The sequence below is a fragment of the Ruegeria sp. E1 genome, assembly GCF_056534225.1.
Genome location: NZ_JBQFPE010000005.1, coordinates 189,238 through 211,431 on the forward strand (window position 1 = coordinate 189,238; position 22,194 = coordinate 211,431).

Genomic DNA, 22,194 nt, shown 5'->3' on the forward strand with positions numbered 1-22,194 from the left:
TTTCTTTATTTTTGAAAGGTCTGCGCGATATCAGCTATCAGGTCAGCCAGGGGCGCAGGTGCTGCGGCCTGCCCTGTCACCCATTGGTAAAGGTCCTGATCATTTTCGTGCAGCAACGCGTCATAGGTATCAAGCTGCGCCACGTCCATCGCATCCAGGTTGCGATCGGCATAGGCGGTCAGGATCAGGTCCATCTCTTTGATGCCACGGCGCATCGAGCGCATTTTCATGCGCTTGATGCGGGTTTCGCGGGGTTCGTTCACTGGTCGCGTTCCAGTTTCAGGCGCAACGCCTTTTCCACACGGGCCAAACGCTCGGAACTGGCGCGCATCTCGCCCCGGATGGTACGCAGTTCAGCGACCATCTCGGTCAATTCGGTATCCTCTTCGCCGGTCAGGCTGGTGGCATCCATGCCGTCACCCTCGCCGGTCAGCAACCACATGATCGAGACATTCAGCAACCCCGCCATCATCGACAGCTTGTTGGCGCGCGGCTCGGACAGATCATCCTCCCACGAGACGATGGTCGCTTTCTTGACACCCAGTCTGCGCGCCAGCTGCACCTGAGTCATTCCAGCATATTCGCGCGCGCCTGCGACCCTGTCACCGAAGGTGGCTGCATCTGGCCCGAACCAGTCTGTTTCTTCGGTCATCACTGTCTCCAATCCTCGAATGTCATATGTCTTGATCGTTATCGGGGCGCACCCTATGACAGTCAGGCTGAACATACAAACCGAGGCCGACCATGAGTTTCCTGTCTGCGACATTGTCACGCGTAAAACCCTCGCCCACCATCGCAATGACGGCAAAAGCGGCCGAATTGAAGGCCGCCGGGCGCGATGTCATCGGCCTCAGCGCGGGTGAGCCGGATTTCGACACCCCGCAGAATATCAAGGATGCCGCTGTTGCAGCGATTGCCGCAGGCAAGACCAAATACACCGCGCCCGATGGCATCCCCGAGCTAAAGCAAGCCGCTTGCGCCAAGATGAAGCGTGATCACGGGCTGGACTATACGCCCGCCCAGATTTCTGTCGGAACCGGGGGCAAGCAGACGCTCTATAACGCGCTGATGGCCACCATGAACGAGGGCGACGAGGTGGTGATCCCCGCGCCCTACTGGGTCAGCTACCCGGATATGGTTCTGCTCGCAGGTGGCACGCCAGTCGTGGTCGAAACGTCGCTTGAGAACAATTTCAAACTGACCGCAGATCAGCTTGAGGCGGCGATCACGCCCAAAACCAAATGGTTCATCTTCAATTCGCCCTCAAACCCGACGGGCGCCGGCTATAGCCGTGCGGAATTGAAGGAACTGACCGACGTTCTGATGCGGCACCCTCATGTCTGGATCATGTCCGACGATATGTACGAACACCTGAACTATGACGGGTTCGAATTCTGCACCCCGGCCGAGGTTGAACCCGGGCTTTATGACCGGACCCTCACCTGTAATGGCGTCTCAAAAGCCTATGCCATGACCGGTTGGCGGATTGGATATGCGGCGGGTCCGGTCGAAATCATCGCCGCCATGCGCAAGATCCAGTCTCAGTCCACCTCGAACCCCTGCTCGGTCAGCCAATGGGCCGCAGTCGAGGCGCTGAACGGGACGCAGGATTTTCTGGCCCCAAATAACGAAATCTTCAAACGCCGCCGCGATCTGGTGGTCAAGATGCTGAACCAGATCGACGGTATCTCGTGCCCGACCCCCGAAGGTGCGTTCTATGTCTACCCTTCCATCGCGGGCCTGATCGGAAAAACCACGCCCGCGGGAACGGTCATCGACACTGACGAAGCCTTCGCCACGGCGCTGCTGGAAGAGGCTGACGTGGCCGTGGTCTTCGGCGCGGCCTTTGGCTTGTCGCCCAATTTCCGCGTCAGCTATGCAACCTCGGACGAGGCTCTGACCGAAGCCTGCACCCGCATCCAGCGCTTTTGCGCATCCCTGACCTGATCGGAGGCCCCTGATGTCGGCTGAGTTGCCCGAATATTACTTTCGCGTGCGCGAAAACGGAGCGGTCGTGTTCAGGATCGACACCGAAAACCGCCAGCGCCGGATTGAGATGGATCAGATCGCGGTCATCAATATCCGCAATGGCGAGGTCAAGCCGCACGGGCAACGCAGCCTGACCGACGCTGACAAAACGGAAATCGCGCGCTGGATAGAGGATCGCAAAACCCTGCTGGCGCAGCGCGATATCGACGACATTCACCGCGCTGTGGATTACCTGAACCTGACGACCCAATGGGCGCAATCCAAGGCCACGCCGGACCAGCTTGAGGATGTGACGGACCGTTTGCTGATGGCCATGCACGATCTGCGGTCGGTTCTGGTGCGCAAAAAGGCAGACCGGCTGCGGAAAGACTGACGCGATCTATTGCGCAGGCACACCAACGATGCGTACCGAGCGCAACCAGAACCGCGCCATCAGCATCACCGCCGCAAAGGCCAGCCCAAGCACCAACCCCAGCCAAACGCCGATCCCGTCCATCCCGACAACAAAGCCAAAATAGTAAGAGGCCGGGATGCCAATCGCCCAATAGCTCAGCGCCGCCATCACCATCGGGATATTGGCATCCTGCAGCCCTCGCAACAGACCCAGCGCGATTACCTGCGCCCCGTCAACCAGTTGGAACAGCGCCGCCATGGCCAGAAGGCCGGTGCCGATCAGCAGGATCTGGGGCCGCTGCGGATCATCATGCTCCATGAACAGCGAAATCAGAGGCTCGGCGCAGGTCAGGAACAGGATCACCGTCAGGACCGACACGACCAACGACATAACTGTCACCGCAATCGCCCCTTTCTCAAGATGCGGCCGATCCCGGCGACCCAGCGCATTGCCTGCCCGGATGGTTGCCACGTTCGAGAGGCCCAGGTGCACCATGAACGTCGCCGAAGCGAGGTTCAGCGCGATCCCATGCGCCGCCAGCGGCACCGGCCCCAGCCAGCCCATCATGACGGCTGAGGTCGCGAACAACGACACCTCGGCAAGCGTAGTCAGACCGATGGGAACGCCCAGTCGCAGAACACTCAGGAACATCTCCCAATCGGGGCGCCAAAAGCGTTGGAACAGGCTGTGTTCAGGCAAGGCCCGCACCGCATAGATCACCACCGCCACCAGCGACACGATCTGCGTCACGACCGAGGCGATGGCAGCCCCGATCACCCCCAACTCGGGCGCGCCCCAATTGCCGAAGATCAACGCATAGTTCGTCAGCGCGTTGACCAGCGCGGCCACCAACGTAATCCAAAGCACGATCTGCGTGCGCTCCAACGCAGCCAGATAGGATTTCAGTACCATCACCAACAGGGCCGGGAATATACCCCACCCGGCAACCCGCAGATATTGCGCCGCTGTCTCAGCGATTTGCGGCTCCTGCTTGAGGGCGATCAGGATCGGATAGGACCACCATAGCATGGGCATCATCACCGTCGCATAGATCAGCGACAGCCACAGACCCATGCGGGTCGAACGGCGGATACTGGTCTCATTCTCTTCGGCAGCCGCCGTCGCGACCATGGGCATCACGGCCCAGCCGAACCCGGCACCAAACAGAAACAGGACAAAGAAATAGCTGTTGGCCAGCGTCACCGCCGCCAGCGCCTCGACCCCGTACCATCCCAACATGACCGTATCGGTCAGGCCAATAGCGAACTGCGCCAGATGCCCGCCGATCAAAGGCAGGCCCAGCACCGTAATCGCCTTGAAATGGGCGGGATATGTCGTTGTCCTGTTCATTCCATCAGCCATATGCGCGGCTAACCTGCGGGACAAGAGCAGATCGCTAAAATATCACAATGAGATTTATCTCGCCGCCCAACCCGGGCATTGCGTCGGGTCGGGCTCCGGGGTCAGACCTTCAGCCCACCCGTGTATCGGGATGCAGGGCGGTCCCCAGAATATGCTCGGACCTGTGGATGACATGATGGGCCTGACCAACGATCAGGGGGTCGGGCTCTCCGACAACGTCCATATCCTTGCCGGGATAATCCAGCGTCGACAGGAAATGGCGCATACAATTCAGCCGCGCGCGTTTCTTGTCATTCGATTTGACAATGGTCCAGGGCGCGTCAGCGGTGTCGGTGTAAAAGAACATCGCCTCTTTGGCTTCGGTGTAATCGTCCCATTTGCTCAGGCTCGCCTTGTCGATCGGCGACAGTTTCCACTGCTTCAGCGGATCAATCTCGCGACTCTTGAACCGGTTCTGCTGTTCGGGCCGGGTCACCGAGAACCAGTATTTATATAGCTGGATACCCGACCGCACCAGCATCCGCTCCAACTCGGGCGTCTGGCGCATGAACTCAAGGTACTCGTTGGGCGAACAGAACCCCATCACCCGCTCGACCCCGGCCCGGTTGTACCAGGACCGGTCGTAGAACACCATTTCACCCTGGGTCGGCAATTGCTGAACGTAACGCTGATAATACCACTGCCCCCGCTCTTCGTCGGTCGGCTTGTTCAGCGCAACCACACGCGCCTGCCGCGGGTTGAGGTGCTCCATGAACCGCTTGATCGTACCGCCCTTACCGGCGGCATCGCGGCCTTCGAACAACAGCACAAAGCGCTGGCCGGTTTCCTGCGCCCACAACTGAACTTTCAGCAACTCCGCCTGCAGCTTGGCCTTCTGCGCCTCATACTCCTTGCGCGCCAGCTTGCGGTCATAGGGGTATTTGCCGCTTTCAAACGCCTGCCGGATTTTCTCGGGGCTGGGCGATGGCGCTTCGGCCGAGACCGGCCCTGCGGAATTGATCTGTGATGGAGTTTCTGTGGTCTTGGGCGCTGCGTCCATGCGTTCTTTCTCCTCGGGGTTGCCTTTGCGCCGAACTCTAACAGCCCCCACAGACCCTCGCTTTGATTGGTGTCAAACTGACTTATCTTTGCACCCGAAAACCCCACCCTTCATCTTTTCTAAAATACTCCGGGGAGCCGCCATTGGTGCGCCATTGGTTCAAGCACCAATGGCGGCGGGCTGACCCCTCGCCCCCACCCTCACCGATGTCCCCAATCATCAGGATTATCCGAATTGTTCGGAGACAACCCCAACACATCCCCCTCGGTCGAACACCCCAGCCCCAACACAGTGCGATTGGCGTAAGAGAAATAAGAGCAAACCTGATTGATCTCCAATATCTCACCATCGTCCCACCCGGCCTCACGCAATGCCTGAACATCGCCTTCAACCATCCCGGCAGGGTTTTCCGTCAGCTTCCGCGCATAGTCCATCGCCGCAACCTGCGCCGCGCTCAGGGGCGCATCCTCTGGACAACGCGCCTCAATCGCGGCCCGTATCGCATCGCCGCGCGGCGCGTCATTCAACAGCCGCTGCAACCCGCTGAAATGATGCTCGACACAATAGCCACAGCCGTTCAGCGAGCTGACCCAAACGCCCAGAACCTCAAGAAACCACTTGGGAACCTTGTTGCCCGAATGATGCAGCGCGGCCTTGTACATGGCCATATGCCCCTCCATCGAATGAGGGCGCAAACTGTGCGCCATCATGATGTTGTCCACATTGTTGCCGGGGCCAGTCACCCGTTCATAAAGCTTCTTCAACCTGCCGGTCGCCGCCTCAAAAGGAATGGTTTCAATCCAACTCATACGGCCCTCGCTTTGTTTCTGACTTGGCTTTCGGCAAACTGTAAGAGCGTTTTGTCCAGGTGACGAGGCAAAAACAGCACCCGACGGCTGGCAGAACACAAATATGTTCTCTTTTCGTTCTCGCCCCTCTAAGATACCCAAAAGCCAAAGGACCACCCATGCCGGACCAACGCGCCAAATTCGAACACTTCAAACTGCTTCACCAGCGGCCCGAGGCATTTGTCATGCCCAACCCGTGGGACGCAGGGTCGGCCCGGTTGCTGGCCCATCTCGGCTTTGACGCGCTTGCGAAAACCAGCGCCGGATATGCATTCTCAAAAGGCAAACGCGATTCCTTTGCCGCACTGGGCCGGCACGAAATCCTTGCAAACGCTGCCGAGATCGCAAACGCCGTGGACCTGCCGGTCTCGGCCGATCTCGAAGACGGATTCGGAAGCACCCCGCAAGCCTGCGCCGAAACGGTCAGCGCAGCTTGCCGAACCGGCCTGATCGGCGGCTCGATCGAGGACGCAACAGGCGATCCCGACGCCCCGATCTATGACATCGCCCACGCGATTGATCGTATTCAGGCCGCCGCCGAGGCCGCGCGCGGTTTGCCGTTTCTTCTGACCGCCCGCGCCGAAAATTACCTTTGGGGCCGGACCGATCTGTCCGACACCATCAAGCGCCTGCAAGCTTTTTCCGAAGCCGGAGCAGACGTGCTCTATGCCCCCGGCCTGCCGGATCTGGACGCGATCAGAACCGTTTGCCAAGAAGTCGACAAACCCATGAACGTCGTCATGGGCCTCAGCGGCGCGACCTACTCGGTGCCCCAACTTTCGCAGGCAGGTGTGCGCCGCATCAGCGTCGGCGGTTCATTTGCCCGAACCGCGTTTGCCGCCCTCAGGTCGGCCGCGCAGGAAGTCATGACGTCAGGCACTTTCAACTACGCCCAGAACGCCATCCCCGACCGCGAAATCAGCCAACTCATGGCACAAAACAAGCTGGCTGACCGCGACTAACCCGATGTGCCCGCGGTTTTCCCATGCTCAATCCAGCCACAACACCTCGCGCCCCTCTTCCCCCGGACCACATCACCTGCCATAATGGGGGCAAACCCAAGAATAAGAGCAGCACCCATGCCCGACGATCTGTTGACGCCCGAAGCCACCACGACCTATGACGCCTCGTCCATCGAGGTGCTCGAAGGGCTGGAGCCTGTCCGCAAACGCCCCGGCATGTATATCGGCGGCACCGATGAACGCGCTTTGCACCACATGGTCGCCGAAATCCTGGACAACTCGATGGACGAAGCGGTCGCGGGCCACGCCAACCGGATCGAGGTCGAGTTGCACGCAGACTACGCCCTGACCGTGCGCGACAACGGGCGCGGCATTCCCATCGATCCGCACCCGAAATTCCCCGACAAATCCGCGCTCGAGGTCATCCTGTGCACCCTGCACGCGGGCGGCAAATTCTCGGGCAAAGCCTACCAGACCTCGGGCGGTTTGCACGGCGTCGGTGCATCCGTGGTCAACGCGCTGTCCGATTCCATGGTTGTGCAGGTGGCCCGCGACAAGACCCTGTTCGAACAACGATTCTCGCGCGGCGTCCCTCTGGGCCCCGTGGAAAAGATCGGCGCGGCCCCCAACCGGCGCGGCACAACGGTGACCTTCCACGCCGATGCCGACATCTTCGGCCACCACAAGTTCAAACCGGCCCGCCTGTTCAAATCCATCCGCTCCAAAGCCTACCTGTTCTCGGGCGTCGAAATTCGCTGGAAGTCCCATATCGACGACGGCGAAACCCCGACCGAGGCAACCTTTCACTTCCCCGGCGGCCTCAGCGATTACCTCAAAGAAACGATGAACGGCTCGTCCACCTACGCCGAACAACCCTTTGCCGGCACCGTGGACTTTCAGGAAAAATTCGGCACCCCGGGCAAGGTTGAATGGGCGATCAACTGGACGCCCTCACGCGACGGGTTCATCCAATCCTACTGTAACACCGTCCCCACGCCCGAAGGCGGCACCCACGTGGCCGGCTTCTGGGCTGCGATCCTCAAGGGGATCAAGGCCTATGGCGAGCTGATCAACAACAAGAAAGCCGCGCAGATCACCCGCGATGACCTGATCACCGGCGGCTGCGCGCTGGTGTCGTGCTTCATCCGCGAGCCGGAATTTGTCGGCCAGACCAAAGACCGCCTCGCCACGGTCGAGGCGCAACGGCTGGTCGAAAACTCGGTTCGCGACCATTTCGATAACTGGCTCGCCGCCGACACAAAATCCGCAGGCGCGATTCTGGATTTCCTGATCCTGCGCGCCGAAGAACGCCTGCGCAGGCGGGCCGAGAAAGAAACACAACGTAAGTCCGCCACAAAAAAACTTCGTCTTCCCGGCAAGTTGGTGGACTGTTCAAGTTCAACACGGGACGGAACCGAATTATTCATCGTCGAAGGAGATTCTGCGGGCGGTTCCGCAAAAATGGGTCGCGACCGCAAAACCCAGGCATTGCTACCCCTGCGCGGCAAGATCCTGAACGTGCTGGGCGCAGCCAGTTCCAAGCTGGGCACCAATGCCGAGATCAACGACCTGACCCAAGCGCTGGGCGTGGGCCTTGGCACCAAGTTCAACGTCGACGACCTGCGCTATGACAAGATCATTATCATGACCGACGCGGATGTGGACGGCGCGCATATCGCCTCGCTGCTGATGACGTTCTTCTTCACCCAGATGCGCCCGATGATTGACGCGGGCCACCTGTACCTCGCCTGCCCGCCCCTCTACCGCCTGACCCAGGGCGCCAAACGCGTCTATTGCCTGGACGAGGCCGAGCGTGACGAATGGCTGGAAAAAGGTCTGGGCGGCAAAGGCAAAATCGACGTCTCGCGCTTCAAAGGTCTGGGCGAAATGGACGCCAAAGACCTGAAAGAAACCACAATGGACCCCGCCTCGCGCAAACTGATCCGCGTCACGATTGATGAGGACGAACCCGGCGAAACCGGAGACCTCGTCGAGCGCCTGATGGGCAAGAAGCCTGAACTGCGGTTTCAGTATATTCAGGAAAACGCGCGGTTTGTGGAGGAGTTGGATGTTTGAAAAATGTCTGAAAATTCTGCAGACACTTCCCACAACAAGAAAGACAAGTTAGGCCGACTGCGGATCATACGCGCGATCAAAATCTTTAGTCTGATTTGGGTTGCATTTGTAATTTGGGCGGTGATTTTCCCCGATTACTTACCGGTCGCTAGCGCACGATCAAAAGTCTATCTTTTCGTAGCCGTTTGGTGGCCACTGGCGGGTTTTCTCTATTTTGCTGCGGCAAAATCAGATTGACTTGTGGTTCTCGTCGAGCGCTTGATGGGCGAGAAACCTGAACTGCGGTTCCAGTATATTCAAGAGAACGCGCGGTTTGTGGCGGAGTTGGATGTTTGAAATCCGGATAAACATTTGATATTAAGTGATATAATTTTCGATAATAATGCCTTGCGACCTTGAATTCAGAAAGGATTTTCGAAGATGAATCTGCGAAAAATCGCTTTCAGCTTAAGCGTTTTTCTATTCAGTTTTATGGGCCAAACATCTGGAGCGCTTTCGGAACCCGAAACCGAAGCACTATGCGCTGAACTCAAACGCCTCGGCGGAAACGTTGAATCCCTGACAAACAAACTAGCGGACTCTATTCACCATAACCGTTTTTGTGATGACGGGGGCGAGTGTTACACTCCTGCATCAAAACGCATCGAAGACTATAGCTTATTCATAGTAGCCCCAACCGGCGTTGATGTAGCGAAACCGCTAAAAAATAGTGTTTTTCCGTCGCTCACGAAACTCAATGAAGTCACCCAAAAACACGCCAAGTTGCAAATCCCTGAAACGTTAAATTTTTTGGCGCTGGTATTTGTGGACGAAGAGGATTCAACAGGCGAACACAACGCTACAATCGACAACATAATTGCCCCTGCAAACCTAGGATCTTCAGAAACACGCAGAAAGATATTCTCAAACTGGCTGGAAAGTAACCTTCTGTGTAATGAGATAACCACAGAATACGATACCGGTGCGATCCAGGACGCGCAGATTTGGATAAAACTTGGGTATTCTGATGACGAGACCTTTCCCTGCGTAGAAGCCGTTATGATGAAATCAATGGGCCTTAGGAAGCTTGAAGATGCCAGATATTACAAAGGTGGCTTGGGAAACTCATGGCTTGACGCAAACTCATTAGGTTTAACCGTTCTGTATTCGGACCTCGTGAAGCCGGGTCAATCTCATGCGCAAACTAAGTTGAGACTAAAAGACGTCTTTGAGAATAGTTGCCAATAAATCTATCAGTCTTCAGCAATCGTAGGATGGGTTTCTAACCCATCAAATTTCCCACATCCAGATGGGTGTAAACACCCATCCTATATCACCACAACTCCCGCGTCCTATCCCGGTCATCTCCCCGTAGGCCGGGCTTCAGCCCGGCACTCCAAACGCCCTCCGATTTCGCCCTTCACACGCCCGAATTCCTAACGGATTCTAAACACTCACTGCCCCGAAAAATTTGTACAATCAGAACAAACCCCATCTGAAATCACGTACAAATCATACAATTCCCGATCTCCGACCGTTTGGGCGTCAATCCGACACCCCCTCCAACCACTCCGCAATCTGCCCCGCTGGCCCCTCCCACCCCGGCTCCATGAACAGAAAATGCGCGTGGTTTTCGACCGGCAAAAACGTCGCGCGGTCTCCGTAAAGCTTCGCCAAAGCGCGGCAGGTGTTGGGGTTTACGGCCCGGTCCTCGGTGCCGGAAACGATCAGAACCGGGCAGTCAACCTTGTCGATATCGACCTTCATCGCGTGGTGATCGTCGAACATCCAAAAGAACATCTCGAACATCACCCGCCCACTTTCGGGACCAAGCTGGTCGAAGACCTCATGCTGCTGCGCCTCGGGCATCTTGTTCAGCGCAAAGGGGGCCATCAGGTCGAAATCGACGCGCATGGGCTGTTTCCAGAACGCCCCGCCCTCCATCAACGCGCGCGGCACGGCGCGTTCGTCGTCGGTTTCGGGCAGCGTCCCCCAAGCCGCGTTCGGGTTGATCAGAACGATGGCGCTGGCCAACCCCCGAGACGCCACCTGCTGCGCGACCACCCCCGCAATGGCATGGCCCAGCAGCACCGGCTTACTGTCCAAGCCTTGTAAAAACTCAGTAATATCATCGACATAGTCCATGACGCTGGTGTCGGTCAGGCCGGGATCGGGATCGGCCTTGGGGTCTCCGTCATGATAGCGCAGCGCGGGGGTATGCACCGTCCAGCCGCGCGCGCGGAAGAAGCCCGCGTAGTCTTCCATACACCACGGCCCGGCAAAGGCCCCGTGGATCAGAACTATCTCTTTTGTCATGAAAATCTCCCTCACCTCAACGCAGTATGCGAGGTGAGGGAGCGGGTCTGCAACCCTGTTACAGCGCGGATTTGAACAGCGCAGTCAGATTGTCTTCGGTCAGTTCAATCGGGTTGCCGCCGCAGGACGGATCGATGATCGCGCCTTTGACCAGTTCAGGAATGGAGCCTTCAGTCACGCCCAGATCAGACAGTTTACGCGGGATGGCGAAGCTGTCATTGAACTCCTGCACAAAGGCGCGGAACCCGTCAAAGCCACCGTCGATGCCCAGATAAGCCGAGGCCTGCTGAAAGCGATCCGCGATGGCGGGGGCGTTGAAATCCAGCACAGCGGGCATACAGACCGCGTTGGTGGTGCCGTGATGGGTGTTGAACACCGCGCCAATCGGATGGCTCATCGCGTGGATCGCGCCGAGGCCCTTTTGGAACGCCGTCGCCCCCATCGCCGCTGCGCTCATCATCTGGGCACGCGCTTCGATATCGGTGCCATCAGCATAGGCGCGCGGCAGGTAGTCCTTGACCAGCCGCATCCCCTCCAGCGCGATGCCCTGGCTCATGGGGTGATAATGCGGGCTGCTAAACGCCTCGACACAATGGGCAAACGCATCCAGACCGGTGCCTGCGGTGATGAACTTGGGCATTCCGACCGTCAGTTCCGGATCGCAGATCACGACTGTGGGCAGCACCTTGGGGTGAAAAATGATCTTTTTCGCATGGGTTTCCGAGTTGGTGATAACGCTGGCGCGCCCCACTTCGGACCCGGTGCCGGCCGTTGTTGGCACCGCGATGATGGGCGCGATGGCGTCCGCATCCGCACGGGTCCACCAATCGCCGATATCTTCGAAGTCCCAAACCGGGCGCGTCTGACCGCACATAAAGGCGACCATCTTACCCAGATCCAGCCCCGAACCGCCGCCAAACGCGATTACCCCGTCATGGCCACCCGCATTATAGGCGGCAACCCCGGCTTCGAGGTTCTTTTCATTGGGATTCGGGTCCACGTCGCTGAACAGACCGCGGCCCAGCCCTGCGGCCTCCATAATGTCCAGCGTGGCCGTGGTGATCGGCAGGTCGGCCAAACCCTTGTCCGTGACCAGCAGCGGGCGCTTCATTCCGGCGGCGGCACAGGCCTCGGGCAGTTCCTTGATCCGGCCAGCGCCGAATTTGATCGCGGTCGGATAGGACCAGTTTCCAACAAGGCTCATGATGTCACCTTTTTCAGATGGTAGGATTTGGGGCGCGTCAGGTTGTGGTAGCCGATGACCGACAATCCGCCACCGCGCCCGGTGTTCTTGCAGCCCGTCCAGCACAGGCCCGGGTCCAGATAGTCCGCTCGGTTCATGAATACGGTGCCGGTTTCGATTTGGTCCCCGACGTGCGCGGCGCGATCCACATCTCGGGTCCACAGGCTTGCGGTCAGGCCAAACTCGCTGTCATTCATCAGCGCGATGGCCTCGTCATCCGAGGACACTTTCATGATGCCGACGACAGGCCCAAAGCTCTCATCCCGCATCACGCGCATATCATGGGTGACATTGGTCAGAATTTGTGGGGTCAGATAGGCCCCGCCATCATCCTCGGGGAAGGTGTCGATATGGACCACCGCTCCGGCCGCAACGGCTTCGGCAATCTGCGCGCGCACCTCATCGGCAAAGCGCACATTTGCCATCGGGCCCATCGTGGTCTCGGGGTCCAGCGGGTTGCCCAGCTTATAGCCTTTCACCAACTCAACCGCCCTGGCGACGAAATCATCGTACAGGCTTTCATGCACATAAATCCGCTCGATCCCGCAACAGCACTGGCCCGAGTTGAACATGGCCCCGTCGATCAACGTATCGACCGCCGCATCCAGATCTGCATCCTCCATGACATAGCCCGGATCCTTACCGCCCAACTCGGTACCAACACCGGTAAAGGTGCCCGCCGCAGCGCGTTCCATCGCCTGCCCGCCACCGACCGAGCCTGTGAAGTTCACAAAATCAAACGCCTTGCCCGCGATCAGATCATTGGTCACATCATGGCTGAGGAACACATTCTGGAACACATCATTCGGTACCCCAGCCGCGTGGAACGCCTGTGCCATCCGTTCGCCCACCAGCAGGGTCTGGGTGGCGTGTTTCAACACCACCGCGTTCCCTGCGATCAGCGCCGGCGCAACCGTGTTGATCGCCGTCATGTACGGATAGTTCCAAGGGGCCACTACAAATACCACCCCATGCGGGATGCGCTTGATATAGCGTTTAAAGGTCTCGTCCTCGCCCACTTCAATATCAGCCAGCGATGCCCCGGCAATCTGCGCCATATGGCTGGCGCGCTCATTGAACCCACCGAATTCGCCACCATAGCGCACCGGGCGCCCCATCATATGCGCAAGCTCGGGCACGATCTCATCATTCATTGCGCCGACAGCAGCAACTCCTGCCATTACAAGATCAACCCGCTCCTGTAACGGCCGCGCCGCCCAAGCCACCTGCGCCTCCCGCGCTCGCGCCGCCGCCTCAAACGCCGCTTCGCGCGCCAACACTTCGCGCTCCGCAAAAACCGATCCATCAATCGGCGAGACACATTGCAACATCTGCCCCATAGTCACTCCATCTCGAAGAACAGCAGGGTCCCCTGCTTCATCTGTCAAAAAATATCCCGGGGGTCTGGGGGCAGAGCCCCCAGCCTGATCCGACCTCAAGCCCGCTCGAACCCGCGGGCAATTTCCCAATCCGTCACCACGCGTTCGAACTCTTCGATCTCAACCTCGGCGGCACGTGCATAATGATCGACCACCTCGTCCCCCATGGCGGCTCGTAGCATGGCCGACCCATGCAGAGCATCCCGTGCGGCTCGCAGGTTGCCGGGGATCATGCCCGTCTCACCCTGATAGACATCCCCTGTTGTGGGTGGTTGCAGCTCCAACCCTTCCTCGATACCGGCGATTCCGGCGGCCAGCATACCCGCCATCGCCAGATAGGGGTTCATGTCCGAGCCCGGTATCCGGCATTCAACCCGTACTGACTTGGTCCCATCTCCACACAAACGGAAGCCCGCCGTGCGGTTGTCCACCGACCAGATGATCCGCGTCGGTGCAAAAGTGCCCTTCATGAACCGCTTATAGCTATTGATATACGGGGCCATGAAATAGGTGTAGTCGGCGGCGTATTTCAGCAGACCCGCCATATAATTCTTCATCAAATCCGACATGCCGAGCGAATCTTTTTCGTCGAAAAAGACCGGCACCCCGTCAGACCATAGCGACTGATGCACATGGGATGAACTGCCCACCTTTTCATGATGCCATTTCGGCAGGAACGTCGCCGCGTGACCATGCTGCCAGGCGATCTCTTTCACCGCATTTTTGGCGATCGAGTGATATTCGGCCGTGTCCATCGCAGGCGCGTATTTGATGTTCAGCTCTTCCTGCCCGGTCTCGGCCTCGCCTTTCGAGTTCTCAACCGGTAGCCCCGCATCCCACAAATGGTTGCGGATCGGGCGCATCACATGTTCTTCCTTGGTGGTCTGAAGGATATGGTAGTCTTCGTTGTAGCCCGAGATCGGCTCAAGATTGCGGAAGCCTTCCTTGCGGATTTCATCAAAGCTTTTCTCGAACAGGAAAAACTCCAATTCGGTGGCGCACATCGCCTCATAGCCCATCGCCTTCAGACGATTGACCTGACGTTTCAGGATCGAACGCGGCGCATGGGGCACTTCCTCATGCGTATGGTGATCCAACACATCGCACATCACCATCACCGTGCCCTCAAGCCACGGCACCGGGCGCAGCGTGGTAAGATCGGGCTTCATGACATAATCGCCATACCCCCGTTCCCAACTGGTCGAGGCATAGCCGTCAGGCGTCCCCATCTCAAGATCGGTGGCCAGCAGATAGTTGCAGCAATGGGTCTCTTCCCACGCGCCAGCCACAAAATGGCCCGCATGAAACCGTTTGCCCATCAAACGTCCCTGCATGTCGACCATGCAGACCAGAACGGTGTCGACCTCTCCGGCTGCGACCTGCGTTTTCAGATGCTCGAATGTCAGCATACGTACCCTCTGTGCTATGCGAGAATTTTCGACGAAAATTCTTGGCCCCATTGCGACCGGCCCGCATTCGAACGGGCCGGTCAATTTCTATCAGCCGTAGCGATAAGGCCGTCCGGCCTTGAGCATTTCGGCGTTATAGCGTTTGAAGATATCCACAACCTTCGCCTTGGTCTCGGATTCCGCCGCAATCTCGTCCCAGAACTTCACCGCAGCCTCTTCGACAGTTGCCCATTCCGCATCCGGGATGGTTGTCAACTGCATCTTGGTGCCGTTCACGCGCAGGTTGGCCTCGCCACCCCAATACCACCACTGACGATAGTAATGTGACTGATCGCAGCAAGCGCGGAACAGGGTTTGCAGGTCTTCCGGCAGTTCGTTCCAACGATCCATGTTGGCAAAGAAATGACCAGCCCAGGCACCTGAGATATTGTTGGTCAGAAAATAGTTTGTCACATCGGCCCAACCGACCGTGTAATCTTCGGTGATGCCCGACCATGCGATGCCGTCCAACTCACCGGTTTGCACCGCGACCTCGATATCCTCCCACGGCAGAGTGACAGGCACCACACCGAACTGGCTAAGGAACCGACCCGCAGTCGGGAAGGTGAAGATACGCTTGCCTTTCATGTCTTCCAGCGAATTGATCGGGTCCTTGGTGGCAAAATGGCACGGGTCCCACGCGCCTGCGCTGATGTGCTTGACGCCTACCTTGGAATATTCCTCGTCCCAGATTTCGTTCAGACCCCACTGGTTGAACAGAACCGGAACGTCCAGCGAATAGCGCGACGCAAACGGGAAGTAGCCGCCAAAGACGGTCACTTCGGTCGGCGACGCCATCGAGTCGTCATCCGACTGCACCGCATCAATGGTGCCTTTTTGCATGGCGCGGAACAGTTCGCCGGTCGGGACAAGCTGGTCTGCGTAGAACAGTTCGATCTGCATCCGGTCGCCGGCGATCTTGTTGAACATCTCGATCGCCGGATCGATCACATGGGCCGCCAGCGCGGGGCCGGCATAGGTTTGCATCCGCCAGGTGATGGTGCTCTGCGCCAGCGCAGGTGCCGCCAGCGGTGCCGCAGCAACGCCGACACCGGCCGTTTTCAGAAACTTACGTCTTGTCGTCATGTCAATTTCCTCTCCGATTAAGTTTACGTGCCCGTTTGCCGGGCATTCTGGTTAATTTCCGTAGACATATCCGGGCAGCCAAAGCGCGATTTCCGGGAAGACCATGATGATAATCAACGCCAGAACCATCACACCTACAAACGGGATGATCGAGCGATAGATGTCCTTGAGCCCAATCTCGGGCGGGGCCATGGCGCGCATCAGGAACAGGTTATAGCCGAAGGGTGGCGTCATATACGCGATCTGCGTGGTGATCGTGTAAAGCACGCCGTACCAGATCAGATCGAAACCCAGAGCACCGACCAGCGGCACATAAAGCGGCGCAACAATGACCAGCATCGCCGTGTCGTCCAGAAAAGTGCCCATGACGATAAAGCTCAGCTGCATCAGGATCAGGATCATCCAGGGTGACAGGCCCAGCTGTTCGGTGAAGAGATTGTCGATGGCCTTGACCGCACCCAGCCCGTCAAATACCGCGCCAAAACCCAGGGCCGCCAGAATGATCCACATGAACATGCACGAAATCGCCAGAGTGTTCTTGGTGCAGGTCTCGAATATCTTCCATGTCATGCGCCGCTTGAGGATCGAAACGATCAGCGCGGTCAGGGCACCAATGGCAGAGCTTTCCACCAGCGAGGTCCAGCCGTTCACAAACGGCACCATCATCGCCGCAAAGATGATCAGCGGCAGCGCCCCTGCCCCCAGCAGCCGGATCTTCTCGGCGCGCGTAACCTCGTGCACGTCCTCCATCGCCGGGCCAAGCTGCGGCTGGATGCGACAGCGTATCCAGATGTATAGGATGAACATCGCCGCCATCATCAACCCTGGCAGGATACCAGCCAGCCAAAGCTGCCCGACGGGTTGCCGCGCGATCATCGCGTAAAGCACCAGCACGACAGATGGTGGTACAAGAATGCCCAGACTGGACCCGGCCTGTATGACACCAGTCACCATGATCTTGTCATACCCACGCCGCAGCAGTTCGGGCAGCGCAATTGTCGCACCGATGGCCATGCCAGCAACGCTGAGACCGTTCATGGCAGAAACCAGCACCATCAGGCCGATGGTGCCAATCGCCAGCCCGCCGTTTACCGGACCCATCCAGACATGGAACATCCGGTAAAGGTCATCTGCCAAACGGCTTTCCGACAGTACATAGCCCATGAAAATGAACATCGGCAGCGTCAGCAGCGGATACCACTTCATCAGCTTCATCGCGGCCGAAAACGTGATGTCCTGCCCGCCTGTACCCCACAGCGCCAGCGCGGCGATGGTGGCGACGGCTCCGATAGCACCAAAGACGCGCTGTCCGGTGAACAGCATCAGCATCATCAGGGCAAACATGAAGATGGCGATGTATTCCTGACTCATACCCGCTTGACCCCGATATCTTGCCCTTTGATCCGGGCAATGTCCTTAAAAAACTCCGAGACCGCCTGAAGCAACATCAGGAAAAATCCGAAAACCATGATCGCCTTGACCGGCCAGATATAAGGCCGCCACGCGGTTGACGAGCGTTCGAGCCGTCCAATTTCCTCGCTGCCGGTCAGCAGGCCGGCGAAGTAGGAAACCGGCGCGTCGCCCCAGTATCCAAGGCTGTAGGCAGTCGACCCCAGACCGCCGTAAAACAACACACCCAGATACAGGATCAGCAGCAATACGGTGAAGGCATCAAACCAGGCTTTCCTGTGCGGCGACCAGTTGTGATAAAACAGATCCATTCTCACGTTCGAGCCCAGCTGGATCGAATAGGGGCCGCCCAGAATGTAGTAGGTGACCATCGCAAACTGCGCCATTTCCAGCGTCCAGAGCGACGGAAGGAAAAAGGTCTTTGAGATCGAAGACCAAAGCAGGATTCCCATCATCGCAAACAGGCCCCACATCATGACCCGCCCGATCCGGTAGTTGATAGCGTCCACGACCCGCACATATCCGGCCATCGCCCCGATCACGCCCGCCCCCTTTCGCGCAAATCAGACAAGGTTTGCGCTATCCAGGGTGCAAGGAGGTCAGCCATCGCCTGTTGCTGTGACCATGTCTGGATCAAGTCGTTCCGGATCTCGATCATCACATTCAGTAACCCGTTCGGAACAGCCTGAACATCCAACGTATGCGCCACACCATCGGCAGCGGAATAAGGCTCGTTCAATTGGGTTTCAAAAGACAAGCTATCTGGTGCCGATGCCATCATCGCCCTGGCAAAGCGGTCATCTGCCCCATGCAAAAGCCCCAACTCGACCGCGCGGTGTCGGCCCCGATAGACCGGCGTAAAGCTGTGGATGGTGACCATCAGTTGAAGCGTATCTTGATGGCGCGCAATCTCATCAGACAAGGCCGTTTCGAACGGGCGATAAATATGCGCGACACGCTCGGCGCGTTGTGCCGGAGCCAGATTCGCATTCGCAGGGATCGTTATATCCTCGCTGCGGGTCGGCATCGCATCGCTGGCCTCGGGCGGGCGGTTGCAGTCATAGACAAGCCGCGAGATACCGCCATGAACCAACGGGGCCGACAAGTGTTGCGACAGCGTCTGCGCAACCGGCAAGGCACCGGGATCCCATGCGATATGGCTTTGCAGCGCATCAGGGCTCAGCCCCATATCTCCAAGAAACTCCGGAACCCGGTTCGACGCATGTTCGCACACCACAAGGGCCGAGGGCGCTCCCTCGGCCTTGGATATGTGAACAACCGGCCCATACCGGAATGTGATGTCCTGCGATTCCATCTGGCTCATGCGGAAAAATCTCCACATTACCGGTTCACCTGTCAATAATTTTCCTGTATAAAATCGAACGGGATTGTTCATAATGTCAAAATTTATACGAAGCGATCCTGAAACCGAAGGAGGCAGCCCATGCGGGTGACCGAAAAGCTCCTTGCGCATCGGGAAGAGATGACGCCGTCCGAGCGTCAGCTGGTAAACGTATTGCTGGATGATTATCCGATGGCAGGGCTGGGCAGCATTACGGAACTGGCCGGCATTGCCTCAGTTTCGACCACGACCGTGGCGCGGATGCTGCAAAAGACCGGATTTGATGGCTATCCTCAGTTCCAGGCTGCCGTGCGCGGAGAGGTCAAGGAAATGATCTCGGGGCCCGAAGCCAAACGCGATGTTTGGCAAAACGATTTGCCTGAGGAACATATCCTGAACCGCTATTCGCGTCAGGCCTTGGAAAACCAGAAACGATCCGTTGACGAGGTCGACCCCGGGGAGTTTGACAGCTTCTGCCGCCTGCTCTGCGATCCCAAACGCCGCATATTCATTACCGGTGGCCGCATTACCGGGACGCTGGCGAGATATCTTTATCTGCACCTGCAAATGATCCGTCCGGATGTCAAACTGCTTGCCGATGCCGCATCCTGGACGCACGATCTGCTGGAGGTCCGAGAGGGCGATGTGCTGGTGGCGCTGGATGTGCGCCGGTATGAAAACACCACGCTGCTGATCGGGCAACTCTGCCACGAGCGCGGTGCTGACGTTGTGCTGCTGACAGATCAATGGCGCTCGCCCATACACAGGCTGGCCAAACACACGTTTGCCACCCGCATCGCAGTTCCCTCGGCCTGGGATTCCATGGCAGCGCCGCTGGTGCTGATGGAATGCGTGATTGCCGAAGTACAGGAACGTCTCTGGGACAGCGTCAAGGAACGGACCGATGCGCTGGAGCAGGCGTTCGACAGAACCAAGCTGTTTCGCAAATTTGGTCAAAGTTCGGGGTCTTAGGCCCCACCCAAAAGTTTCGTCAGCTACAACTGCGCGTGAGGACTGTTGCCAGTACACGCGCAGGACGTACACTTGGACCTATGACTTTTGTTGCCGAGAACCAACTGCCACTGCTGATCCTGTTCTTTCTGGCCGGGCTCATCGGAACGGGCTTTCTGTTTCGCAAACCTGCAGGACATCGGGCGTGGAAACTGGCCGATCTGGTTTGGGTCGTTCTGGGTGGCATCGGCGCGCTGGTGGCGATCCTGGCGGGGCTTTATACAGCAGACAGTTCGCGACTGGATCGCCAAATCGACGTGGCCTATGCGGCGACGCTGGCCTTTGATCGCGACGCAGCTCGGTTCCGCTTGCGGTTCTGCGACCCGGCCTATGACCCGGATACCGCGGTGCTATGCGAAAAGGTCGAGTTCCTGTCGGCCTCGACCGCCAGCAACGCGGACCTGCCTTTGTTCATTGCCGTGACAAACGAAGTCGCGCCCCTGCAAGGACTGCAATTTCTGTTCGGGGGGGCGTCGAAAGACGATATGGATGAAGCGCGTGATATGGCCGCCAAGGCAGATGCCTTCAATATTGATCAATTCCTTGTCTTTACTTCTTTGGACGAAGCAACTCAGACGGCAATCGACAATATGCGCCGCAAGGTGCCTGCCATTGCCGGAGACTACCTGATACTGGCGCAAAGCTATGACGATCTGATTGAACAGGTCGGCAAGCTGAAAGATGAATGGGAATATCTGCAGGCCAACGCGCATATTCTGGTTCTGCAAATCATCGCCCTGTGCCTCGTCAGCTTTGCAGCCCCGTTCCGTCTGGGCAAATCTCTGGTCGAGCTGCGCGCTTCGTTCAGCGCCGATAAGCCCGCGCCAGCCGTTCAGGATCAACCCCCAGAAAATACCGTACCAGCGTCCAAAGATTCCGAGCGCCCCGCCGCAACCAACCCTGACGGGTATAGCGTTCCGCACTCGTGATGGCATCCGCCCGCAACAGGGCCGCGCGCGGCAGTGCTCGGACCAACGCGACATCTTCCATCAAAGGCTGATCCGGGTAGCCTCCGGCAGATAGATAATCCTGCCGCCGGACCAGCAACCCCTGATCGCCATAAGGAAGGCTGAACAAGCGGCTGCGCAGGTTCGCCCAGCCCGCAACCCAAGCTGGCCCAAGACCGCTGGCCCTGAACTTCAGGCGAAACGCTGCCGGCCTGCCTGTTGGCAGATGGTCCAAGACGGTATCGGTCCAGCCTTGTTGCAGTTCAGTGTCAGCGTGCAGGATCAACAACCAGTCCCCTTTTGCCGCTTTGCAACCGCGACGCAGCTGACCACCGCGAGATGCGGGGCCGATTATGACGACAGCGCCCGAGTCCTCGGCCATTTGAACCGTCGCATCGCTTGACCCGCCGTCGCTAACGATCAACTCGCGGATCAGACCGGCCTGCAGTCCCTCCATCAACGCCTGAAGCGTTCGCGGCAACTGGTCAGCGGCGTTCAGAGTAGGGATAACGATGCTGATCGGGGCGGACACGTGTGAAACCCTCTGGTCATGGCGATGCGATCCCCTATATCACGAGGCCAAGACCATTGACGAGGATCAACCCATGCCCAATCGCCGGATTTTGCGCCTGACCGGGGCGGACACCGACAGCTTTTTGCAAGGTCTGATCACCAATGATGTGAACCGGCTGGACGATGGGCTGGTCTATGCCGCCCTGCTGACACCACAAGGTAAGTATCTGGCGGATTTCTTTCTGAAACGTGAAGGCGAAGCGGTATTGCTGGACGTCGCCGAAGAATTGGCGGACGGGTTTATCAAGCGCCTGACGATGTACAAACTGCGCGCCAATGTTGCTATCGAAGAAACAGACCTGAATCTTCGCCGTGGTACAGGGGATGCCCCCGATGACGCCCTGCCCGATCCGCGCCATCCGGATATGGGGTGGCGTCATTACTCAGCTGCGCCGGAAAGCGATGATGGAACCGATTGGGACGCGATCCGGGTGCGCCATTGCATCCCCGAGACCGGCATCGAATTGACGCCAGACAGCTATATCCTTGAATCGGGGTTCGAGGCGTTAAATGGTTTGGATTTCAAGAAAGGCTGTTATGTCGGTCAGGAAGTCACTGCCCGCATGAAGCACAAAACCGAATTGCGCAAAGGTTTGCGGCAGGTCGTTGTTCAGGGCGAAGCGCCGATTGGAACACAAATCCTGTCCAACGGAAAACCTGTCGGCACTTTGTTCACCCAATCAGGCAATCAGGCCATCGCCTATCTTCGATTTGACCGGGCCAACGGCGATATGCAAGCCGGAGATGCCATTGTTCGGCTGGCCCTCTGACGCGCGCTGCTTGATCCCCC

At 58.1% G+C, this 22,194-nt stretch carries 21 protein-coding genes and 1 pseudogene; 8 read left to right on the top strand and 14 right to left on the bottom strand.

Annotated features, from left to right (window positions below; translation table 11 throughout):
* Positions 1-5 precede the first annotated feature (5 nt).
* Together ACR0FG_RS08180 and ACR0FG_RS08185 are read right to left on the bottom strand one after the other, a co-directional pair.
* Positions 6-263 carry a succinate dehydrogenase assembly factor 2 gene (locus ACR0FG_RS08180; RefSeq protein WP_480891886.1) on the bottom strand — a complete coding sequence of 86 codons (258 nt, stop codon included), beginning with the start codon at positions 261-263 and terminating at the stop codon, positions 6-8.
* Complete coding sequence (locus ACR0FG_RS08185; RefSeq protein WP_170715784.1) at positions 260-652, bottom strand: helix-turn-helix domain-containing protein; 393 nt, start codon at positions 650-652, stop codon at positions 260-262. The genes ACR0FG_RS08180 and ACR0FG_RS08185 overlap by 4 nt, the downstream gene beginning before the upstream one ends.
* A 92-nt stretch (positions 653-744) precedes the next feature.
* Here ACR0FG_RS08185 and ACR0FG_RS08190 point away from each other — a divergent pair, with 92 nt between their 5' ends.
* Entirely contained in the window at positions 745-1,947 is a 1,203-nt protein-coding gene (locus ACR0FG_RS08190; RefSeq protein ID WP_480891890.1) for a pyridoxal phosphate-dependent aminotransferase, read from the top strand.
* Between the two features lie 13 nt (positions 1,948-1,960).
* Positions 1,961-2,362 (top strand): hypothetical protein, encoded by a 402-nt coding sequence (locus tag ACR0FG_RS08195; protein WP_480891893.1) that lies wholly within the window; start codon positions 1,961-1,963, stop codon positions 2,360-2,362.
* Between the two features lie 6 nt (positions 2,363-2,368).
* Here the strand turns inward: ACR0FG_RS08195 and ACR0FG_RS08200 are convergent, their stop codons facing one another.
* The 3 genes from ACR0FG_RS08200 to ACR0FG_RS08210 all read right to left on the bottom strand — a co-directional run bounded on the left by ACR0FG_RS08200 (position 2,369) and on the right by ACR0FG_RS08210 (position 5,593).
* Positions 2,369-3,733 (bottom strand): MATE family efflux transporter, encoded by a 1,365-nt coding sequence (locus ACR0FG_RS08200; protein WP_170715778.1) that lies wholly within the window; start codon positions 3,731-3,733, stop codon positions 2,369-2,371.
* Between the two features lie 121 nt (positions 3,734-3,854).
* Positions 3,855-4,784: a polyphosphate kinase 2 gene (gene ppk2, locus ACR0FG_RS08205; RefSeq protein ID WP_170715776.1), complete on the bottom strand. Its 930-nt coding sequence runs from the start codon at positions 4,782-4,784 to the stop codon at positions 3,855-3,857.
* A 200-nt stretch (positions 4,785-4,984) separates the two neighbouring features.
* Positions 4,985-5,593, bottom strand: a complete 609-nt coding sequence (locus tag ACR0FG_RS08210; RefSeq protein WP_480891896.1) for a carboxymuconolactone decarboxylase family protein — start codon at positions 5,591-5,593, stop codon at positions 4,985-4,987.
* A gap of 158 nt (positions 5,594-5,751) precedes the next feature.
* On the opposite strand from ACR0FG_RS08210, the gene ACR0FG_RS08215 reads away from it, so the two are divergent.
* The 3 genes from ACR0FG_RS08215 to ACR0FG_RS08225 all read left to right on the top strand — a co-directional run bounded on the left by ACR0FG_RS08215 (position 5,752) and on the right by ACR0FG_RS08225 (position 9,897).
* A complete protein-coding gene (locus tag ACR0FG_RS08215) occupies positions 5,752-6,594 on the top strand; it encodes an isocitrate lyase/PEP mutase family protein (RefSeq protein WP_480891898.1) in 843 nt (280 codons plus the stop codon).
* A gap of 117 nt (positions 6,595-6,711) precedes the next feature.
* Positions 6,712-8,670, top strand: a complete 1,959-nt coding sequence (parE, locus tag ACR0FG_RS08220) for a DNA topoisomerase IV subunit B (RefSeq protein ID WP_480891901.1) — start codon at positions 6,712-6,714, stop codon at positions 8,668-8,670.
* Between the two features lie 420 nt (positions 8,671-9,090).
* Positions 9,091-9,897: a hypothetical protein gene (locus ACR0FG_RS08225; RefSeq protein ID WP_480891904.1), complete on the top strand. Its 807-nt coding sequence runs from the start codon at positions 9,091-9,093 to the stop codon at positions 9,895-9,897.
* A 297-nt stretch (positions 9,898-10,194) separates the two neighbouring features.
* Here the strand turns inward: ACR0FG_RS08225 and ACR0FG_RS08230 are convergent, their stop codons facing one another.
* From ACR0FG_RS08230 to ACR0FG_RS08265, 8 genes are all read right to left on the bottom strand, one after another.
* Positions 10,195-10,965 (bottom strand): alpha/beta hydrolase, encoded by a 771-nt coding sequence (locus tag ACR0FG_RS08230; protein ID WP_480891907.1) that lies wholly within the window; start codon positions 10,963-10,965, stop codon positions 10,195-10,197.
* 58 nt (positions 10,966-11,023) lie between these two features.
* On the bottom strand, positions 11,024-12,169 hold the full coding sequence (locus tag ACR0FG_RS08235; RefSeq protein WP_480891910.1) for an iron-containing alcohol dehydrogenase: 1,146 nt from the start codon (positions 12,167-12,169) through the stop codon (positions 11,024-11,026).
* Positions 12,166-13,548, bottom strand: coding sequence for an aldehyde dehydrogenase family protein (locus ACR0FG_RS08240; RefSeq protein WP_480891913.1), 1,383 nt, complete (start codon positions 13,546-13,548; stop codon positions 12,166-12,168). The genes ACR0FG_RS08235 and ACR0FG_RS08240 overlap by 4 nt, the downstream gene beginning before the upstream one ends.
* A gap of 95 nt (positions 13,549-13,643) precedes the next feature.
* A complete protein-coding gene (locus ACR0FG_RS08245) occupies positions 13,644-14,996 on the bottom strand; it encodes a glutamine synthetase family protein (RefSeq protein WP_480891916.1) in 1,353 nt (450 codons plus the stop codon).
* 90 nt (positions 14,997-15,086) lie between these two features.
* Complete coding sequence (locus tag ACR0FG_RS08250; protein ID WP_170715304.1) at positions 15,087-16,121, bottom strand: TRAP transporter substrate-binding protein; 1,035 nt, start codon at positions 16,119-16,121, stop codon at positions 15,087-15,089.
* 51 nt (positions 16,122-16,172) lie between these two features.
* Complete coding sequence (locus tag ACR0FG_RS08255; protein ID WP_170715306.1) at positions 16,173-17,492, bottom strand: TRAP transporter large permease subunit; 1,320 nt, start codon at positions 17,490-17,492, stop codon at positions 16,173-16,175.
* Entirely contained in the window at positions 17,489-18,073 is a 585-nt protein-coding gene (locus tag ACR0FG_RS08260; protein ID WP_480891921.1) for a TRAP transporter small permease subunit, read from the bottom strand. Before ACR0FG_RS08260 ends, ACR0FG_RS08255 begins: the two co-directional genes overlap by 4 nt.
* On the bottom strand, positions 18,070-18,855 hold the full coding sequence (locus ACR0FG_RS08265; protein ID WP_480891924.1) for an N-formylglutamate amidohydrolase: 786 nt from the start codon (positions 18,853-18,855) through the stop codon (positions 18,070-18,072). Before ACR0FG_RS08265 ends, ACR0FG_RS08260 begins: the two co-directional genes overlap by 4 nt.
* Before the next feature lie 120 nt (positions 18,856-18,975).
* Between ACR0FG_RS08265 and ACR0FG_RS08270 the strand changes: the two genes are divergently transcribed.
* Together ACR0FG_RS08270 and ACR0FG_RS08275 are read left to right on the top strand one after the other, a co-directional pair.
* Positions 18,976-19,845 (top strand): MurR/RpiR family transcriptional regulator, encoded by an 870-nt coding sequence (locus tag ACR0FG_RS08270; RefSeq protein ID WP_170715308.1) that lies wholly within the window; start codon positions 18,976-18,978, stop codon positions 19,843-19,845.
* A gap of 80 nt (positions 19,846-19,925) precedes the next feature.
* Positions 19,926-20,681 (top strand): annotated as a pseudogene (locus ACR0FG_RS08275) (hypothetical protein); the annotation flags it as partial.
* 7 nt (positions 20,682-20,688) lie between these two features.
* On the opposite strand, the gene ACR0FG_RS08280 reads toward ACR0FG_RS08275, so the two are convergent.
* A complete protein-coding gene (locus tag ACR0FG_RS08280; RefSeq protein ID WP_480891927.1) occupies positions 20,689-21,363 on the bottom strand; it encodes a TIGR04283 family arsenosugar biosynthesis glycosyltransferase in 675 nt (224 codons plus the stop codon).
* Between the two features lie 73 nt (positions 21,364-21,436).
* Here ACR0FG_RS08280 and ygfZ point away from each other — a divergent pair, with 73 nt between their 5' ends.
* Complete coding sequence (ygfZ, locus tag ACR0FG_RS08285) at positions 21,437-22,174, top strand: CAF17-like 4Fe-4S cluster assembly/insertion protein YgfZ (protein ID WP_480891930.1); 738 nt, start codon at positions 21,437-21,439, stop codon at positions 22,172-22,174.
* The last annotated feature ends 20 nt before the right edge of the window (positions 22,175-22,194 follow it).

What these genes read in the sequence shown, in the direction of transcription:
- ACR0FG_RS08185 (WP_170715784.1), bottom strand. Translation starts at nt 652, where the DNA reads ATGACCGAAGAAACAGACTGGTTCGGGCCAGATGCAGCCACCTTCGGT.
- ACR0FG_RS08190 (WP_480891890.1), top strand. Translation starts at nt 745, where the DNA reads ATGAGTTTCCTGTCTGCGACATTGTCACGCGTAAAACCCTCGCCCACC.
- ACR0FG_RS08195 (WP_480891893.1), top strand. Translation starts at nt 1,961, where the DNA reads ATGTCGGCTGAGTTGCCCGAATATTACTTTCGCGTGCGCGAAAACGGA.
- ACR0FG_RS08200 (WP_170715778.1), bottom strand. Translation starts at nt 3,733, where the DNA reads ATGAACAGGACAACGACATATCCCGCCCATTTCAAGGCGATTACGGTG.
- ppk2 (WP_170715776.1), bottom strand. Translation starts at nt 4,784, where the DNA reads ATGGACGCAGCGCCCAAGACCACAGAAACTCCATCACAGATCAATTCC.
- ACR0FG_RS08210 (WP_480891896.1), bottom strand. Translation starts at nt 5,593, where the DNA reads ATGAGTTGGATTGAAACCATTCCTTTTGAGGCGGCGACCGGCAGGTTG.
- ACR0FG_RS08215 (WP_480891898.1), top strand. Translation starts at nt 5,752, where the DNA reads ATGCCGGACCAACGCGCCAAATTCGAACACTTCAAACTGCTTCACCAG.
- parE (WP_480891901.1), top strand. Translation starts at nt 6,712, where the DNA reads ATGCCCGACGATCTGTTGACGCCCGAAGCCACCACGACCTATGACGCC.
- ACR0FG_RS08225 (WP_480891904.1), top strand. Translation starts at nt 9,091, where the DNA reads ATGAATCTGCGAAAAATCGCTTTCAGCTTAAGCGTTTTTCTATTCAGT.
- ACR0FG_RS08230 (WP_480891907.1), bottom strand. Translation starts at nt 10,965, where the DNA reads ATGACAAAAGAGATAGTTCTGATCCACGGGGCCTTTGCCGGGCCGTGG.
- ACR0FG_RS08235 (WP_480891910.1), bottom strand. Translation starts at nt 12,169, where the DNA reads ATGAGCCTTGTTGGAAACTGGTCCTATCCGACCGCGATCAAATTCGGC.
- ACR0FG_RS08240 (WP_480891913.1), bottom strand. Translation starts at nt 13,548, where the DNA reads ATGGGGCAGATGTTGCAATGTGTCTCGCCGATTGATGGATCGGTTTTT.
- ACR0FG_RS08245 (WP_480891916.1), bottom strand. Translation starts at nt 14,996, where the DNA reads ATGCTGACATTCGAGCATCTGAAAACGCAGGTCGCAGCCGGAGAGGTC.
- ACR0FG_RS08250 (WP_170715304.1), bottom strand. Translation starts at nt 16,121, where the DNA reads ATGACGACAAGACGTAAGTTTCTGAAAACGGCCGGTGTCGGCGTTGCT.
- ACR0FG_RS08255 (WP_170715306.1), bottom strand. Translation starts at nt 17,492, where the DNA reads ATGAGTCAGGAATACATCGCCATCTTCATGTTTGCCCTGATGATGCTG.
- ACR0FG_RS08265 (WP_480891924.1), bottom strand. Translation starts at nt 18,855, where the DNA reads ATGAGCCAGATGGAATCGCAGGACATCACATTCCGGTATGGGCCGGTT.
- ACR0FG_RS08270 (WP_170715308.1), top strand. Translation starts at nt 18,976, where the DNA reads ATGCGGGTGACCGAAAAGCTCCTTGCGCATCGGGAAGAGATGACGCCG.
- ygfZ (WP_480891930.1), top strand. Translation starts at nt 21,437, where the DNA reads ATGCCCAATCGCCGGATTTTGCGCCTGACCGGGGCGGACACCGACAGC.